The sequence below is a fragment of the Algibacter amylolyticus genome, assembly GCF_014202225.1.
Lineage (GTDB): Bacteria > Bacteroidota > Bacteroidia > Flavobacteriales > Flavobacteriaceae > Algibacter_B > Algibacter_B amylolyticus.
The window spans coordinates 19,591-35,416 of record NZ_JACHGE010000006.1 but is presented as its reverse complement, the minus strand read 5'-3'; the positions used below and the strand labels follow the sequence as shown (position 1 = coordinate 35,416).

Annotated in this window: 18 protein-coding genes; 10 read left to right on the top strand and 8 right to left on the bottom strand. The window is 33.6% G+C overall.

The genetic code is table 11. The features are described from left to right. The first annotated feature begins 246 nt into the window (after window positions 1–246). The 5 genes from dapF (at window position 247) to HNQ90_RS12095 (ending at window position 4,268) form a co-directional block, all read left to right on the top strand. On the top strand, window positions 247–1,020 hold the full coding sequence (gene dapF, locus HNQ90_RS12115) for a diaminopimelate epimerase (protein ID WP_144116304.1): 774 nt from the start codon (window positions 247–249) through the stop codon (window positions 1,018–1,020). Next, window positions 1,017–1,541, top strand: a complete 525-nt coding sequence (locus HNQ90_RS12110) for a GNAT family N-acetyltransferase (RefSeq protein ID WP_144116303.1) — start codon at window positions 1,017–1,019, stop codon at window positions 1,539–1,541. Before dapF ends, HNQ90_RS12110 begins: the two co-directional genes overlap by 4 nt. After that, window positions 1,542–2,585, top strand: a complete 1,044-nt coding sequence (gene mltG, locus HNQ90_RS12105; RefSeq protein WP_144116302.1) for an endolytic transglycosylase MltG — start codon at window positions 1,542–1,544, stop codon at window positions 2,583–2,585. It abuts the gene before it with no gap. 38 nt (window positions 2,586–2,623) lie between these two features. Beyond that, the gene (locus HNQ90_RS12100; protein WP_144116301.1) at window positions 2,624–3,496 is read left to right on the top strand and encodes a DUF2279 domain-containing protein; all 873 of its coding nucleotides are present in this window, start codon (window positions 2,624–2,626) and stop codon (window positions 3,494–3,496) included. 112 nt (window positions 3,497–3,608) lie between these two features. Then, a complete protein-coding gene (locus tag HNQ90_RS12095; protein ID WP_144116300.1) occupies window positions 3,609–4,268 on the top strand; it encodes a lysozyme family protein in 660 nt (219 codons plus the stop codon). Between the two features lie 6 nt (window positions 4,269–4,274). Here the strand turns inward: HNQ90_RS12095 and HNQ90_RS12090 are convergent, their stop codons facing one another. The 4 genes from HNQ90_RS12090 to dnaA are packed head-to-tail and all read right to left on the bottom strand — an operon-like array spanning window position 4,275 to window position 8,362. Next, window positions 4,275–4,991: an SAM-dependent methyltransferase gene (locus tag HNQ90_RS12090; protein WP_144116299.1), complete on the bottom strand. Its 717-nt coding sequence runs from the start codon at window positions 4,989–4,991 to the stop codon at window positions 4,275–4,277. Further along, complete coding sequence (locus HNQ90_RS12085) at window positions 4,992–6,410, bottom strand: PQQ-dependent sugar dehydrogenase (protein ID WP_144116298.1); 1,419 nt, start codon at window positions 6,408–6,410, stop codon at window positions 4,992–4,994. A 59-nt stretch (window positions 6,411–6,469) separates the two neighbouring features. After that, window positions 6,470–6,919, bottom strand: a complete 450-nt coding sequence (locus tag HNQ90_RS12080; RefSeq protein ID WP_144116297.1) for a low molecular weight protein-tyrosine-phosphatase — start codon at window positions 6,917–6,919, stop codon at window positions 6,470–6,472. A gap of 15 nt (window positions 6,920–6,934) precedes the next feature. Further along, complete coding sequence (dnaA, locus tag HNQ90_RS12075; protein ID WP_144116296.1) at window positions 6,935–8,362, bottom strand: chromosomal replication initiator protein DnaA; 1,428 nt, start codon at window positions 8,360–8,362, stop codon at window positions 6,935–6,937. 187 nt (window positions 8,363–8,549) lie between these two features. Between dnaA and HNQ90_RS12070 the strand changes: the two genes are divergently transcribed. Then, a complete protein-coding gene (locus HNQ90_RS12070) occupies window positions 8,550–8,948 on the top strand; it encodes an acyl-CoA thioesterase (protein WP_144116295.1) in 399 nt (132 codons plus the stop codon). 1 nt (window position 8,949) lies between these two features. Here HNQ90_RS12070 and HNQ90_RS12065 read toward each other — a convergent pair whose 3' ends face one another. The 4 genes from HNQ90_RS12065 to HNQ90_RS12050 are packed head-to-tail and all read right to left on the bottom strand — an operon-like array spanning window position 8,950 to window position 11,630. Beyond that, window positions 8,950–9,558: an IMPACT family protein gene (locus HNQ90_RS12065; protein WP_144116294.1), complete on the bottom strand. Its 609-nt coding sequence runs from the start codon at window positions 9,556–9,558 to the stop codon at window positions 8,950–8,952. Window positions 9,559–9,563: 5 nt separating this feature from the next. After that, complete coding sequence (locus HNQ90_RS12060; RefSeq protein WP_144116293.1) at window positions 9,564–10,175, bottom strand: HAD family hydrolase; 612 nt, start codon at window positions 10,173–10,175, stop codon at window positions 9,564–9,566. Continuing rightward, the gene (ribD, locus tag HNQ90_RS12055) at window positions 10,168–11,172 is read right to left on the bottom strand and encodes a bifunctional diaminohydroxyphosphoribosylaminopyrimidine deaminase/5-amino-6-(5-phosphoribosylamino)uracil reductase RibD (protein ID WP_144116292.1); all 1,005 of its coding nucleotides are present in this window, start codon (window positions 11,170–11,172) and stop codon (window positions 10,168–10,170) included. Before ribD ends, HNQ90_RS12060 begins: the two co-directional genes overlap by 8 nt. 2 nt (window positions 11,173–11,174) lie before the next feature. Then, a complete protein-coding gene (locus HNQ90_RS12050) occupies window positions 11,175–11,630 on the bottom strand; it encodes an LEA type 2 family protein (RefSeq protein ID WP_144116291.1) in 456 nt (151 codons plus the stop codon). 54 nt (window positions 11,631–11,684) lie between these two features. Between HNQ90_RS12050 and HNQ90_RS12045 the strand changes: the two genes are divergently transcribed. The 4 genes from HNQ90_RS12045 (at window position 11,685) to HNQ90_RS12030 (ending at window position 15,825) form a co-directional block, all read left to right on the top strand. Continuing rightward, window positions 11,685–12,176, top strand: coding sequence for a GNAT family N-acetyltransferase (locus tag HNQ90_RS12045; protein WP_144116290.1), 492 nt, complete (start codon window positions 11,685–11,687; stop codon window positions 12,174–12,176). Continuing rightward, complete coding sequence (gene prmC / locus HNQ90_RS12040) at window positions 12,173–13,018, top strand: peptide chain release factor N(5)-glutamine methyltransferase (protein ID WP_144116289.1); 846 nt, start codon at window positions 12,173–12,175, stop codon at window positions 13,016–13,018. The genes HNQ90_RS12045 and prmC overlap by 4 nt, the downstream gene beginning before the upstream one ends. Then, complete coding sequence (ligA, locus tag HNQ90_RS12035; protein ID WP_144116288.1) at window positions 13,018–15,015, top strand: NAD-dependent DNA ligase LigA; 1,998 nt, start codon at window positions 13,018–13,020, stop codon at window positions 15,013–15,015. The genes prmC and ligA overlap by 1 nt, the downstream gene beginning before the upstream one ends. A 78-nt stretch (window positions 15,016–15,093) precedes the next feature. Beyond that, complete coding sequence (locus tag HNQ90_RS12030; RefSeq protein ID WP_144116287.1) at window positions 15,094–15,825, top strand: hypothetical protein; 732 nt, start codon at window positions 15,094–15,096, stop codon at window positions 15,823–15,825. The last annotated feature ends 1 nt before the right edge of the window (window position 15,826 follow it).

Here is a 15,826-nt window from a genome sequence, read left to right as displayed (position 1 = left end):
AATACATAAATTCGTTTTAACTTTTTTTAACGCCAACTTTAACGCTCATTTAACACTCCAAAAAAAAATAATAATTTGGGCGCTACCACAAGGGTCGGGCTATTCATTTCAAGTCCTCGGTCGTACCTCCCTGTGGGCTTTCCATTGCTATCCCTAGCGCACTTACCAATAAAGTGTAGTAATTATTAACTAGCTTTAATATTACCCCAAAAAATTTAAATCACTTCTTTATCTTTGTGCTACATTATGCAACAAACTTTTTATAAATACCAAGGAACAGGGAATGATTTTGTGATGATTGATAATCGTCAGCAAACATTCAATAAAAACGATACCAAACGCGTTGCTTTTTTATGCGACCGCCGGTTTGGAGTAGGAGCAGACGGATTAATTTTACTAGAAAACCATCCAGAACACGATTTTAAAATGGTGTATTACAATGCGGATGGTAACGAAAGTACCATGTGTGGTAACGGTGGGCGCTGTTTAGTCGCTTTTGCTAAGGAACTGGGAGTTATTAAAGATAAAGCCGTTTTCGAGGCTATCGATGGTTTACATCATGCAACTGTAGAAGGAGATATCGTTAATTTACAAATGCTAGATGTGTCTAAAATCGAAACCCATAAAAACCATGTGTTTTTAAATACAGGGTCGCCGCATCATGTGCAATTTGAACCTAATATTGAAGATTTCAGTATTAAAACCCAAGGCGCTAATATTCGCTATGGCGAACCTTATAATGAGGCTGGTACCAATGTTAATTTTGTGAAAAAACAATCGGACACAGAGTTTAGAGTGCGAACTTACGAGCGCGGTGTAGAGGACGAAACCTTATCCTGCGGAACAGGTGTAACAGCCGTAGCTATTGCTATGCATTATATTGGTGAAACCGAAAAAAACTTAGTTAATTTAAATGTTCAAGGCGGAAAACTAAAAGTAAGTTTTAATGTGGAGGACGGCATTTATAAAAATGTATGGCTAAGTGGTCCTGCAAAACTTATTTTTAAAGGTAGTATATGATTACTCTAAAAGGCGAAAACATATATTTACGTGCTTTAGAACCGGAAGATTTGGATTTTATCCATACCATCGAAAACGATGAGTCTATCTGGGAAATTAGTAATACCCAAACCCCATATTCTCGGTTTTTAATTAAACAGTATTTAGAGCATGCGCACAAAGATATTTTTGAAGTAAAACAATTAAGATTGGTTATTTCAAGTTATAACGATGTGGCATTGGGAATGATTGATTTATTCGATTTCGATTTTAAAAACAGAAGAGCAGGCGTGGGGATTTTGGTTAAAGAATCTACCAATAGATTAAAAGGCTATGGTCGCGAAGCTCTAAAACTATTAATCAACTATAGTTTTACACATCTCGATTTACATCAGTTATACTGTAATATTTCAGAAGAAAATGATGCCAGCATCAAACTGTTTTCAAATCAAGGTTTTAAAGAAATAGGACTAAAAAAAGACTGGAACTATGTAAATGGTTCTTATAAAAACGAATACTTATACCAGCTTATTAATAAATAGATGTACATAAAAAAAATACTCTTAGCAATTTTAGTTATTGGCCTTATTGTGGCTGCTTTTTTCGCCAATTTTGTTTACAAAGCCATGTTAAAACCAAACACAGCTTTTAATAACGAAAGCGCCTATATTTATGTCCCAACGGGAGCAAACTATCAAGATGTTCGTGCGCAGTTGGAACCTTTATTGGAGGATATAGATTCGTTCGATGATTTAGCCGAGCGTAAAGAGTATAATAAATACGTTAAGGCAGGTCGTTTCCAAATAAATAAGGGCATGACCAATAACGATATTATAAACTCTATTAGAAGCAAAAATTTGCCAATTAAAGTATCTTTTAATAATCAAAGTACACTCGAAAAATTAGCAGGTCGTGTTTCAAAAGAAATTGAAGCAGATAGCATATCCCTTTTAAATGCCATGAAGGATAGCGCTTTTTTAAGCGAAAACGGTTTTAAAGAGGCTACAGCTTTAGGTATGTATTTGCCAAATAGCTATGAGTTTTTTTGGAACACATCTGCCGAAGATTTTAGAGCACGTATGTTAAAGGAATATAAACGATTCTGGACCGATGCTAAAATTAAAAAAGCAAATGCCATTGGTTTATCGCAAGATCAAGTTATTGCATTGGCGTCTATAGTGTACGAAGAGTCTAAACAAGCATCGGAGCAGCCAAGAATAGCAGGTGTTTACATGAATAGGATACGTATAGGTATGCCACTTCAAGCAGATCCTACTTTAAAATTTGCAGCTTACCAACTTCCTAAGTACAAAAACACGGTAATAAAACGTGTGCTTAATGTCCATAAAGACATTGCTTCGCCTTATAATACGTATAAGAATAGAGGCTTGCCTCCAGGACTTATCGCCATGCCAGATATATCGGCCATAAATGCGGTCTTAAATTTTGAAAAACATAAGTATTTATATTTTGCTGCCGATGCTAAACGTTATGGCTTCCATAAGTTTGCCAAAACCTTAGCACAACATAATGTAAATGCTAGAGAATATCAGCGCTATTTATCATCTCAAGGCATAAATAAATAGTGCGGTTTTGGGCGTTAAAACATATTATTCTTTTTGTTATGTTGCCGGTGGCTTCTTTTTCGCAATCTAAACTAAATGCCTTTTTAACCCCAAGCGACACACTTAATAAACCACGCCGAAATGCTGTGGTTATTACCGAAGCTGCTATAGGTGGCTTAACATTGGTTGGGTTACATCAACTTTGGTATGCCGATTTCGAACAATCCAAGTTTCATACCACAAACGATAATAATCAGTGGTTACAAATGGATAAATTAGGACATGCGTTTACGTCTTATCAACTAGGAAAGCATGGAGCTCAATTATTACATTGGAGCGGTGTCAACAAAAAGCATCAATTAATTTACGGAGCTACTTTAGGTTTTTCATTTTTATCGGCTGTTGAAGTGTTAGATGGATTTTCATCCGAATGGGGATTTTCATGGGGCGATATTTTAGCCAACGGAGCAGGAACAGGACTCTATATTGGGCAAGAATTACTATGGAAAGAGCAACGAATTGCCTTAAAATACAGTTTTCATCAAACTAAGTACGCCAAACAACGTCCAGATAAGCTTGGTGAAACCTTCCTAGAGCAAACCTTAAAAGATTACAACGGACAAACTTATTGGCTTAGCGCGAACATACATTCGTTTTTTAAAGAAAGTAGCGTTCCTAAATGGCTAAATGTAGCGGTTGGCTATGGTGCCGATGGCATGCTAACAGGGTTAGAAGGTGTTGATAGTCAATTAATAAACACCAATCGGCGTTATAGACAATACTACTTAAGTTTGGATGTAAATTTAAAAGCTATAAAAACAAACTCTAAGCTTTTAAGGTCTGTTTTCGATGTTTTTAACATGATAAAAATCCCTTTTCCAACCTTAGAATTCAATAAAAATAAGGCTGTATTTCATCTATTCTACATATAGAAAGTGTACTTAATCGATTAATTTTGAAGTTATTGAAAAAAGGTGTACTTTTGCACGCTCAAATTTCACGGTGTATATAATTTGTATATATATATCGAAAAAATTTAAAATTATGATAAGGAATATTGGAAGATTCGTAACTATTACGCTTACAATATTAACACTATTGTATGTGTCGTTTCAATCAAATGAAACAATCGATTTAAGCAAGTACTCAACTGAAGGCTTAGACTTAAATTACACGGTTAGTAATATTGCTGCTGTGAACGAAAATGAATCGGAGTTATCAGATTCCGATTTTGAATTCTCACCTTACTTAGGAAAATCTTTTGTTGGTTTTAAAGAGGCTTTGGCTTTTAAAGAGTCTGGAGGCGATTACTCTAGTGTAAATACTTACGGGTATTTAGGTAAATATCAATTTGGCTCCGAAACATTAAAGCTTATTGGTATACATAACCCTGAAAAGTTTCTAAAAAGCCCAAAGCTACAAGAAAAAGCATTTATTGCTAATTCTGCACGTAACAAATGGATTTTAAGAAGAGATATTAAAAACTTTGTTGGTAAACGCATTAACGGTATTATTATTACCGAATCAGGTATGTTAGCTGCAGCGCATCTTGCCGGCCCAGGAAGTGTAAAAAAGTACTTAAGGAGCTACGGCTTGGATAATTTTGCAGACGGTTATGGTACTACGGTACACTATTACATGAAACGTTTTTCTGGTTATGATACCTCTTTTGTTAAAGCAAATAGAAAAGCTAAAGCTATATAATAGGTTTTAACTTTTATGAATAATAAATATGGTAGGTCTTTTATGGAGGTCTACCTTATTTTTTTTCCATTGGTTTGCGGTTTGGGTTTTTATAAACTCGGTGCTTAACGTGATATCGCAGGCTACACAAATATCGGTGTTGTTCTCCAAAACAGCCGAAAGGTCTTCAAGCATTTTGTTATTTCTGTAGGGTGTTTCAATAAATATTTGCGATTGGTTTTGCTCGAACGATAAACGCTCTAAACGTTTAATTTCTGCTTTTCGTTCAGCCTTATCAATAGGCAAATACCCATTAAAAGTAAAGCTCTGTCCGTTCATTCCAGAACTCATAATGGCCATTAAAATAGACGAGGGTCCTACTAGCGGTACTACTTTTATGTTTTTTTGATGGGCAATTTTTACAACATCGGCTCCTGGGTCTGCTACCCCAGGACAACCTGCTTCGGAAAGTAAACCAACATCTACACCATTTAAACACGGATGTAAAAATGTAGGTAAATCTGCTTCATCGGTAAATTTATTTAAATGAAACATGTTTAATGATGGCTGCGATTTTTCCGGACTTATGCGTTTTATAAAGCGTCTTGCCGTTTTGTCGTTTTCAACAATAAAGGTGTCAATGTTGTCTATGGCTTGTTTTACGCTAATAGGTAAAACTTCTAATGGTTCGTTGTCGCCTAAGGTTGTTGGTATAAGGTATAATTTACCGATTTTGTTAGTCATTTAATTTATGATAAGTTTTTTAATGGCTTTTGAATGGTCTTTCGTTGTAATTTCAATGAAATATAATCCTTTTGCGTAATTTTTTGTGGATTGGGTTATTAGTTTCTGATTTGGTTTGGTAATAGTTTTAATATTTTGTCCGTTAATATTTAAAATAGTAATTGTGTTAACCTGGTTGTAATTATTAGTCAAATCTATTTTAATATAGTCTTCAGATGGATTAGGAAATATTTTAAAATAGTCTGTGGTTTTTACTTTTGTGGTACCTAATGAAGGATCCTGAATTTTGTATACTGTTGAGCCACCTGCAATATACAATTCACCGTTAATATCTTCTCCAAATGTAGTCCAATTGTGTTTGTTTGTAGGCGTCTGGAGGTTCATGGACCAATTGCCTTCTGTGTTGGTTAATAGTCCTATTTCTCCACTACAATAATCGGCAAAAAAATATTTTCCTGTAAAACTTGAAAACGTAGAGCCTCTGTAAATGTAACCTCCGGTAATAGAGCATTTTCCACCGGAATGATTATACTCTGCAACAGGTTTTATAGTGCTGTTAATGCCTCCAGTTGGGCAATTACCTTGGTCGTTAAAAGGATTGCTACCTTCAAAACATCGCCAACCATAATTGTCTCCTGGTGTTCCAGAACCGTTAACTTTATTAATTTCCTCAATTAAATATTGTCCAACATCTGCAATCCATAGGTCGCCATTGTTTTTATCGAAAGAAAACTTCCAAGGATTTCGTAAACCCATAGCGTAAATTTCAGGTCTAGGGTCCGTTGGTTCATTGGCCGATTCGGCGTACGGATTGGTACTAGGTATAGAGTAAAGGTTGCCACTTACATCAATTCTTAATAACTTTCCAAAAAGACTAGAGGTGTTTTGTGCTCTATCTGCGGGATCGCCACTGCTACCACCATCGCCAACAGCTATATATAAAAAGCCATCTTGTCCAAAAGCTATTTTTCCGCCGTTATGATTCCCAAAGGGTTGCTGGTACGATAATAGGGTAGTGCCATTGGTATTGGCTATATCTGGGTTTGTACTTACTGTATATCGTGCAATTATCGTATTCGGCTTTCCTGTGCTAGTATTGTCTGTATAGTTTACATAAAATCTTCCTGTAGAGGCATAGTCTGGAGCAAAAGCTAGTCCTAAAAATCCGCGTTCTCCACCAGCCCCAACACGACTAGTAATATCCAAAAACAGAGTAGGTTTAACGCTGCCATCTGCGTTTATGATTTTTATTACTCCAGATTTTTCAACAATAAACAGACGGGAATCATTAGCTGTGTTGGTAATTGCAATTTCAACAGGCTGCGAAAAGCCTGAAGCAAAACTTATAAGATTTACAGATTGCGATAACAATATAGTGCTGTAAAAACAACATATAATTAGAAGAGTTAGTGGTTTCATGGCGTGTCTTTTTACGTAAAGTTAATAAATAAGACCCTAATTAATTGAAAAAGATAAAATTAGATAAGACTGCTTGCTATAACATCGCAGGCTTCATCTAACATTTGGTATACGTTTTCAAAACCATGATCACCGCCGTAATATGGATCTGGAACTTCGTAATTTTTACCTTCGTGTACTTCGTTTAAAATAAGTTTTACTTTTGCAATGTCTTCATTATGTCTAGCTAACTTAATAACGTTGTTGTAATTAGATTGATCCATAACATAAATCAAATCGAATGTATCAAAATCGGTAACGTTGAATTGTCTGCCTTTTAAATTTGAAATATCTAAACCATATTTTCTTGCCACGGCTATTGAGCGTGTATCTGGAGCAGCACCACTATGGTAGTTGGCAGTTCCGGCAGAATCCACTATAAAATCTTTTGAAAGTTTTGACTTTAAAATACCTTCAGCTAGAGGAGAACGACAAATGTTTCCTAAGCAAACCATTAAAATTTTAGTCATGATAATTGTATTATCTTAAACAGAAAGTTTTTTACCAATATCCTCAACGTATTTTCTAAATTGTTTATCTGTTGAAGATAGGTTGTCAACGGTTTTACAAGCATGTAAAACGGTTGCGTGATCACGCTTTCCTATTTGAGAACCAATACTTGCCAATGATGCCTTAGTGAATTTTTTAGCAAAAAACATGGCTAATTGACGTGCTTGAACAATGTGGCGTTTTCTAGTTTTAGACTGCAGTGTATCAATATCCATTTGGAAATAATCTGATACCACTTTTTGAATGTAGTCTATTGAAACTTCGCGTTTTGTGTTTTTTACAAATTTTTCGACAATAACGCGAGCCAAATCAATTGTAATTTCTTTTTTATTGAAAGATGATTGCGCAATTAAAGAAATAATAGCACCTTCAAGCTCTCTAACATTAGATTTAATGTTTTTGGCAACGTAATCTATAATATCGTCTGGCATTTCAACACCATCGCGATATAGTTTGTTTTTTAATATGGATACGCGAGTTTCAAAATCTGGATTTTGTAATTCTGCTGAAAGTCCCCATTTAAAACGCGATAATAAACGTTGTTCTATATCTTGCATATCAACCGGAGCTTTGTCACTTGTTAAAATAACTTGTTTTCCGTTTTGATGTAAATGGTTAAATATATGGAAGAATACATCTTGTGTACCTGTTTTACCAGATAAGAATTGTACATCATCAATAATTAAAACATCAATAATTTGATAAAAATGAATAAAATCATTTCTATTATTCTTCTTAACGGCATCAATATACTGTTGTGTAAATTTTTCAGCCGAAATATATAAAACTGTTTTTTCTGGATATTTATCTTTAATATCTACACCTATAGCGTGCGCTAAATGTGTTTTTCCTAAACCTACACCACCAAAAATTAATAAAGGATTGAATGATGTGCCACCAGGTTTATTGGCAACCGCTAATCCCGCACTTCTTGCTAATCTGTTAGAATCGCCTTCTAAGAAATTTTCAAAACTATAGTTTGGATTAAGTTGAGATTCTATTTTTACATTTCTAATTCCAGGAATAACAAAAGGATTGCGTAACTCTGGACTTTTATTGTTTAAAGGAACATCAACATCTTGCGATTTTAAAGCACCTCTATTAGCACTAGGAATTTTTTCAGTAAACGGTTGTTTGTTACCATATGTGTTTTCCATTTTAATAATGTAAACCAATTTGGCTGTTTCCCCTAATTCCTTAGTAAGTGATACTTTTAAGATTTTAACATAATGTTCTTCTAGCCATTCGTAAAAGAATTTACTAGGTACTTGAATACTTAATGACGTGTCAGTAAGTTTAACTGCTTTGATTGGTTCAAACCAAGTTTTGTAAGCTTGCGGTTGGATATTATCCTTTATAAATTCGAGACAGTTATTCCAAACCGATTGCGCAGTTACACTCATGTTTTATTTTTTGTGACTTTTTTTGTTAGATTTTTATGAAAAATAGCGTTTCATAACCCTTTTTTAAGGTGTGGCAAATATGTGAACAAAATTCTTAAAAAAAAAATGATTTTCTATTGAATTTTTAGAAATAATTCCTCATGTTTAAGCTCTAGCCGAAGCTACAAAAAAATATTTAAATATGCTTATGAAATTCGATGAAATACAAATAAGAGTGAGGTACGGTGAAACCGACCAAATGGGTGTAGTTTACCATGGTAACTATGCATTATATCTTGAAATGGGGCGAATCGAGTGGTTAAGGAAACTTGGTATTTCTTATAAGTCCATGGAAGAGAATGGTATTATGCTGCCTGTAGTTTCTTTAAATGTAAACTATAAAAAATCAGCGGGTTATGATGATGTAATTAATGTAAAAACTCAACTAAAAAACACACCCAATGTTAAGATTGAATTTGAGTATGAAATTACTAATGAAAAAGGTGAAATTTTAACAACAGCGAGTACTGTTTTAGTATTTGTGGATATGAAAACAGGGCGACCAACCAAAGCACCTCAATATTTTTTAGATTTATTAGAGAAATAGCTTACAGTTTTTTTATTTTAATCTCGTAGAGACGATCAAAAATGGCATGAATAGATTGGGCTTCACTTTTTCTAACCGAAATGGTGATATTGCAATCTAGCTCTAATTTTTGATTAATAATGTTTAAAGATTTTTCTTTTATAACACGCATTACAGTGTTCATGTTTTTATAATCGAACGTTATTAGGTAATCTATGTTTATTGTTTTTTCAATAATGTTAGAGGCATCAAGACTAAGTTGTGCGGCCGTTCTATAAGCACTAATTAATCCACCAACGCCCAATTTAACACCGCCAAAATATCGTACTACTACTATTAATATGTTAGTAAGATCGTAAGATTGAATTTGTCCATAAATTGGCATGCCTGCAGAATTACTGGGTTCTCCATCGTCGTTTGCGCGATAAGATATGGTTTCGGTACCTATCTGGTACGCATAACACCAATGTCGTGCCGAGTGGTGTTCTTTTTTTAACGCTTCTAGGTGTAGTTTTATGTCCTCTTCTTGGGTTACAGGAAATGCATATCCAAAAAACTTACTGTTTTTATCTTTGTGTATAACAGGTTCTGTGGCTTTGGTTATGGTGTTATATGTGTCTTTTTCTATCAAATGTATTAAAACAAGTCTTTTTTAGTGGTAAATAGATTTTTAACATCTTCGGTTTCAGGGTTAATTAACCAGGTTTTTATATTTAAAGTATTTGCAGCTTCAATATTGTCCTTATTATCATCAATAAAAAGACATTCTTCAGCTTTAAGCTTGTTTTCATTTAAAACAAAATTAAAAATATCTTGATTTGGTTTTACTAAATTTATTTCATGAGATAGGTAGAAGGCATCAAAACAGTTTTTAAATTCATTGTAAAATGAAACATTTGTTTTAATAAAGTCAATATGAAGTTCGTTGGTGTTACTCAATAAAATCAATTTATATTTTGAAGACTGCTTTAATTCCTTTAAAAAGGTTAATCGACTTTCCGGAAAATCTTTCAGCATAAAATTCCAAATATCAATAAGTTCTTGCTTTGATAGTTTCGGGAAGTTTTGGGAATAAAAGTCGAGGAATTCTTCTGTAGAAATTAACCCTTGCTCATAAAAACTATTAAAACCTAGCATTTCGTCTGATAACGCTTCAATATTAAAAGCTTCTAAGGCATGTTTGTGAGCGGCTTCTATATTTAAGTTAATAAATACATTACCAAAATCGAAAATTATAGTTTTAATCATTTATGTATATGTTAAGTCTGTCTGATTCTATTTTTTCTTCAGAAATTAAGGTTCCTTTTAGCTTAGGAGCTTTAATACCATCTAAAAAAGTGGTTGGTCCAATAAAAACTCTAGCTTCGTCCCATAAATTGTCGTCAATAAATGTTTGAAGCGTTTTAGCTCCACCTTCAATAATCACAGAATTTATTTCCATGTTGTAGAGTGCATTGCAAATTTGTAGCCCTATGTTTTTAGAGAAATCTATATTGTTTTTAGAAAATACAATGGTTTCGGCTTCAGCATTAAAAATGTTTAGCTTTTTAGGAAGTTTTTCATCTTTATCGATAACTAGTCGTGTTGGGTTTTTTCCTGTCCAATCTCTAACGTTTAAGGTTGGATTGTCCTGTAAAACCGTGTTTGTGCCTACCAAAATAGCTTGTTCTTCTGTACGCCATTTGTGTACAAGTTGTCTAGAATAGCTATTGGTAATCCAAACAGGTTTTTGTTCGTTTTTTGTTTTTGGAGCAATAAAACCATTGTTGGTTTCTGCCCATTTTAAAATAATATAAGGCCGTTTTTTATTGTGAAACGTGAAAAATCGCTTGTGATGGGTTTTGCATTCCTTTTCTAAAACGCCTACTGTAACATGGCAACCGGCTTCCTTTAGTTTTTTAATACCTTTTCCGGCTACTTTTTCGTTATCGTCTATACAGCCAATTACAATATTTGGTATGTTATGCTTAATAATAAGGTCGCTACAAGGTGGTGTTTTTCCGTAATGCGAACAAGGTTCTAGCGTTACGTAAATGGTTGCTTCTTTTAATACATCCTTGTTTAAAACAGAATTTATGGCGTTTACTTCGGCATGATTACCGCCATACGCACTAGTGTAGCCTTCACCTATTATTTTATTGTTGTGTACAATTACGCTACCGACCATAGGATTTGGTCTGGTGTTTCCTAAACCATTTTTAGAAATTTCTAAACAGCGTTTTATGTAGGTTTCGTGAATGTTCACTTTTAAAATTTAATTTTTACGTCTTCGGTTTCATCTACATTATAATAATGCGAAAATCCTAAAACTTTATATTTAATCTCGCCTTTATACTGCACTTTTACTTTTTTACTAAATAGGCTACCTAGTAATCCACTTAAATTTTTATCGCTAAAAATACTATCGGTAGGTACTTTGGTTTTTAAAGGGATAGAAAACTCGTTTTTGGCGGGAACTTCAAAATTTTCTGCAGAAACTGTGGCCATTTCGTTATTGTTTATAAAAACCTTTATTTCATCGGTTTGCAATTCACCTCCAATATCATTAGGGTTAATAAATCTAGCTTCGGCCGTAACCGTAATGTATTTTGAAGTGGATTCTGAAATCTTAATATTTTCTAAACCTATAAATTGTGGTTTTTCATTAACCGAGCAATTCAAAAATAGAAAACAGATTGTTGATAAGATTATTAGATTTTTCATTCCGGTTTTTTTCGATTTAGCGTATCTTCACTTCTTTATAATTGACCTTTAAAAGTGAGTAAAGATACTATAGTTATTCGAGAAATTGAACCTCAAGATAATGCAGAAATTGAAGCTGTGATAAGATCTTGTTTTCATGAGTTTGATATTCCTTTGGAAGGTACAGCATATACCGATCCTGAAACCTCGAAAATGTTTCAGTCCTATCAAAATGATAACGATGCTTATTTTGTAATTGAGTGTAATGGTAGGGTAGAAGGCGGTGGAGGCGTAAAACCATTATCGCTTTCGGATACTGATACTTGTGAAATTCAAAAGATGTATTTTTCTAAAAAGGTAAGAGGTCAAGGTTATGGACGCGCCTTGTTTGAAAAATGTATTGAAAAAGCAAAGGCGTTAAGTTATAAAACATGCTATTTAGAATCTGCATCGCAACTTAAGGCCGCTATTCATATTTATGAAAGTTACGGTTTTAAACATTTAGAAGGCGCATTAGGAAATACGGGCCATTATTCTTGTGGTGTATGGATGATTAAGAATTTATGAAGTTAAAAGATATACAATACAGGTTTCATGAGGTTTTAGATGCCGATTATGGTAAAGAAGAAGTGGATAGTTTCTTTTTTATGCTAATCGACTTTTATTTTAATGTGTCTAGAATTCAATTAGCCATGGATTCGGGTTACCAAGTAAAGGATACAGAAAAGATATTAGAAGCTTTGCAATTGTTAAAAGAGCAAAAACCTGTGCAATATATTATTGGCGAAACAGAGTTTTATGGTTTAACTTTTAAGGTAAACGAAAGTGTTTTAATTCCAAGACCCGAAACCGAAGAGCTGGTAGAGTGTGTTATAAAACAAACCGATAATAATCCTGCTGTAAACATTCTAGATATTGGCACCGGAAGTGGTTGTATTGCTATTTCTTTAGCCAAAAACCTAGAAAACGTTAAGGTTTATGCCTTGGATATTAGTGAGGATGCCTTAGAAATGGCGAAACAAAACGCTAAGTTAAATGGGGTAGATGTTACTTTTTTTAAGGTCGATATTTTAAATGCAGATCGTATTCAAGATTTAAAATTTGATGTTATTGTGTCCAATCCGCCATACGTTAGAGAAAAGGAAAAACCGCAAATGAAACCAAATGTATTAGAGCATGAACCGCATCTGGCATTATTTGTAGAAGACGAAAATCCTTTACTTTTTTATAAAGCCATAACAGATTTTGCAACAGTAAATTTAAAGGAAAAAGGTAAGTTGTATTTTGAAATTAATGAGTTTTTAGGTCGAAGTATGATTACTTTATTAAACGATAACAATTTTAAGAATATAGAGTTAAAACAAGATATCTTTAAGAAAGATAGAATGATAAAAGGTGATAAAATTTAATGAACACAGTAGAGCAACACATCCAAAACCTTAGAGACGAATTAAGAATGCATAATTATAACTATTATGTTCTTGATAATGCAACTATTTCAGATTTCGATTTCGATATAAAATTAAAAGAGCTCCAGGCTTTAGAGGCTAAACACCCAGAGTTTTTCGATGCTAATTCGCCAACGCAACGTGTTGGTGGTGCTGTTACTAAAAATTTTGAAACTACAGTTCATGAGCATCGTATGTATTCTTTAGATAATTCATACTCTAAAGAAGATTTGCAAGACTGGGAAACACGTATTAAAAAATTAATAGATGGCGATATTCAATACACCTGCGAATTAAAATATGATGGCGCATCTATTAGTTTAACCTATGAAGATGGTAAACTTATTAAGGCTGTAACTCGAGGCGATGGTTTTCAGGGCGATAATGTAACGGCTAATATTAAAACAATAAAGTCGGTGCCATTGCAATTAAAAGGCGATTATCCACCAAAATTCGATATACGAGGAGAAATTGTGTTGCCTTTTGAAGGGTTTATTAAAATGAATGAGGAGCGCATTGAAATAGGTGAAGAGCCTTATAGGAACCCAAGGAATACTGCATCTGGAAGTTTAAAACTACAAGATAGTGCCGAAGTCGCTAAACGCCCTTTGGAATGTTTGTTATATAATTTAACCGGAACAAATTTAGGTGTTAATACGCAATTTGAAGGTTTGGAAAAAGCTAGACAATGGGGTTTTAAAGTACCTGATGCTGCTAAATTGGTTAATTCTATTGATGGCGTATTGGAGTTTATTGAATATTGGGATGTGCATCGTCATGACTTACCTTACGAGACAGATGGTGTAGTTATTAAAGTTAATAATTTACAGCAGCAGGATGAGTTGGGGTATACCGCTAAGGCACCTCGTTGGGCTATGGCATACAAATTTAAAGCCGAACGGGTTTCTACGCGCCTAAACAGTATTACTTATCAAGTTGGTAGAACGGGTGCTATAACGCCGGTAGCTAATTTAGAACCTGTTGAGTTAGCAGGAACTACTGTTAAGCGAGCGTCATTACATAATGCCGATCAAATTGCGAAATTAGATATTAGAGTTAATGATGAAGTGTATGTGGAGAAAGGTGGCGAAATTATACCAAAAATTTTGGGTGTAGATTTAACTAAACGTCCAGAAAACTCAGAACCTACAATTTATATTACAACCTGTCCAGAGTGCGACACACAATTAGTAAGGCAAGAAGGCGAAGCACAGCATTATTGTCCTAATTATAATGGGTGTAATCCTCAAATTATAGGTAGAATTCAGCATTTTATATCTAGAAAAGCTATGGATATTGATGGTTTAGGAGGCGAAACTGTAGCGCTTTTAGTTAATGAAGGCTTGATAAATAACTATGCCGATTTATATAAATTAACAAAGGAGCAAGTTTTGCCCTTAGAGCGTATGGCCGAAAAAAGTGCCGATAATTTAATAAACGGTATAGCAGAATCTGTTAAAGTACCTTTTGAGCGTGTTTTATTTGCCTTAGGCATACGTTACGTTGGCGAAACGGTAGCTAAAAAACTAGCCAAACATTATAAGAATATTGATGCGGTTATTAATGCGACTCAAGAAGCGTTAATTAATGTAGATGAAATCGGAATTAAAATAGCAGAAAGTGTTGTTGCCTTTTTTGATGCCGAAGAAAATATAGAAATTATAAATAACTTAAGAACGTTTGGACTAAAGTTTGAATTAACAGAAGAACAATTAAGCGGACAAACGGAGTTGCTTAAAGGGGATGTTATCGTGGTTACCGGTGTTTTTGAGTCGATTTCTAGAAATGAACTTAAAAAATGTATAGAGGATAATGGCGGAAAGGTGAGTAGTTCAATTTCTTCTAAAACAAGTTATATTGTTGCAGGAAGTAATATGGGGCCTAGTAAAAAAGAGAAAGCAGAAAAACTTAATATTTCTATAATAAGTGAATTTGAATTCCTACAGAAAATAAATTGATTTTTGCACTAAATCGATAAAGAGTAGATTTTATTCGGTAAATTACATATATTTGTCTTGAAATTTTAATTCTCTCTCATGCTTAAGCCAAAATTTTTGGTTGGAATTGTTTTAATGTGTTATGTTTTATTTACTGTTTGTGAGTTTAACGGTAATGAAACTTTAGCACTCGATCTGCATTCGTTGCTGGTTCCTTTTATAACCATAGGGTATAGCTTTTATGTTTATCCTAAAGATAACTTGTTTTGGGCTTTTTTAATATGCTATTCGTTGTCAGATTTGTTAACTATAATGATGGGGAAAATAACTTTCTCTTCGCAAATGTTTGCAAATGATTTTGAATACTTCGTGGGGAATTCACTCTATATTTTAGCTTATATATTTCTAATTGTCAGAATAGTACGTTTAACTAATTTTGTTTATGTTTTTAAAAATTTAAAAATACATAGCATTGTTTTAGTGTTTTTAAATGTTTATTTGTTTTATGCGCTTACTGGTTTTATTGAGCCAAATTTAATTTATCAAGCAGATTATTATTTTGAGTTTATCTATAACGTGATTGTACTTACTTTGTTTTTTGTAGGTATGATAAACTTTTTCTGTCGAGATAATCGAAAATCACTTTTTATATTCCTGGGGTCTTTAAGTATTGTTTTGTCTGAGGTTATGGATATTGCTTATATCTATATAGATGACAGACATCTTCTTAATTTTCTGTCTACAACATTTATGTTGTTAGCCTTTAATTTGTTTTACTATCAAACTTCATTGCCAAACGTTGATAATAAAGTTAATAATTTTATTTACTAAG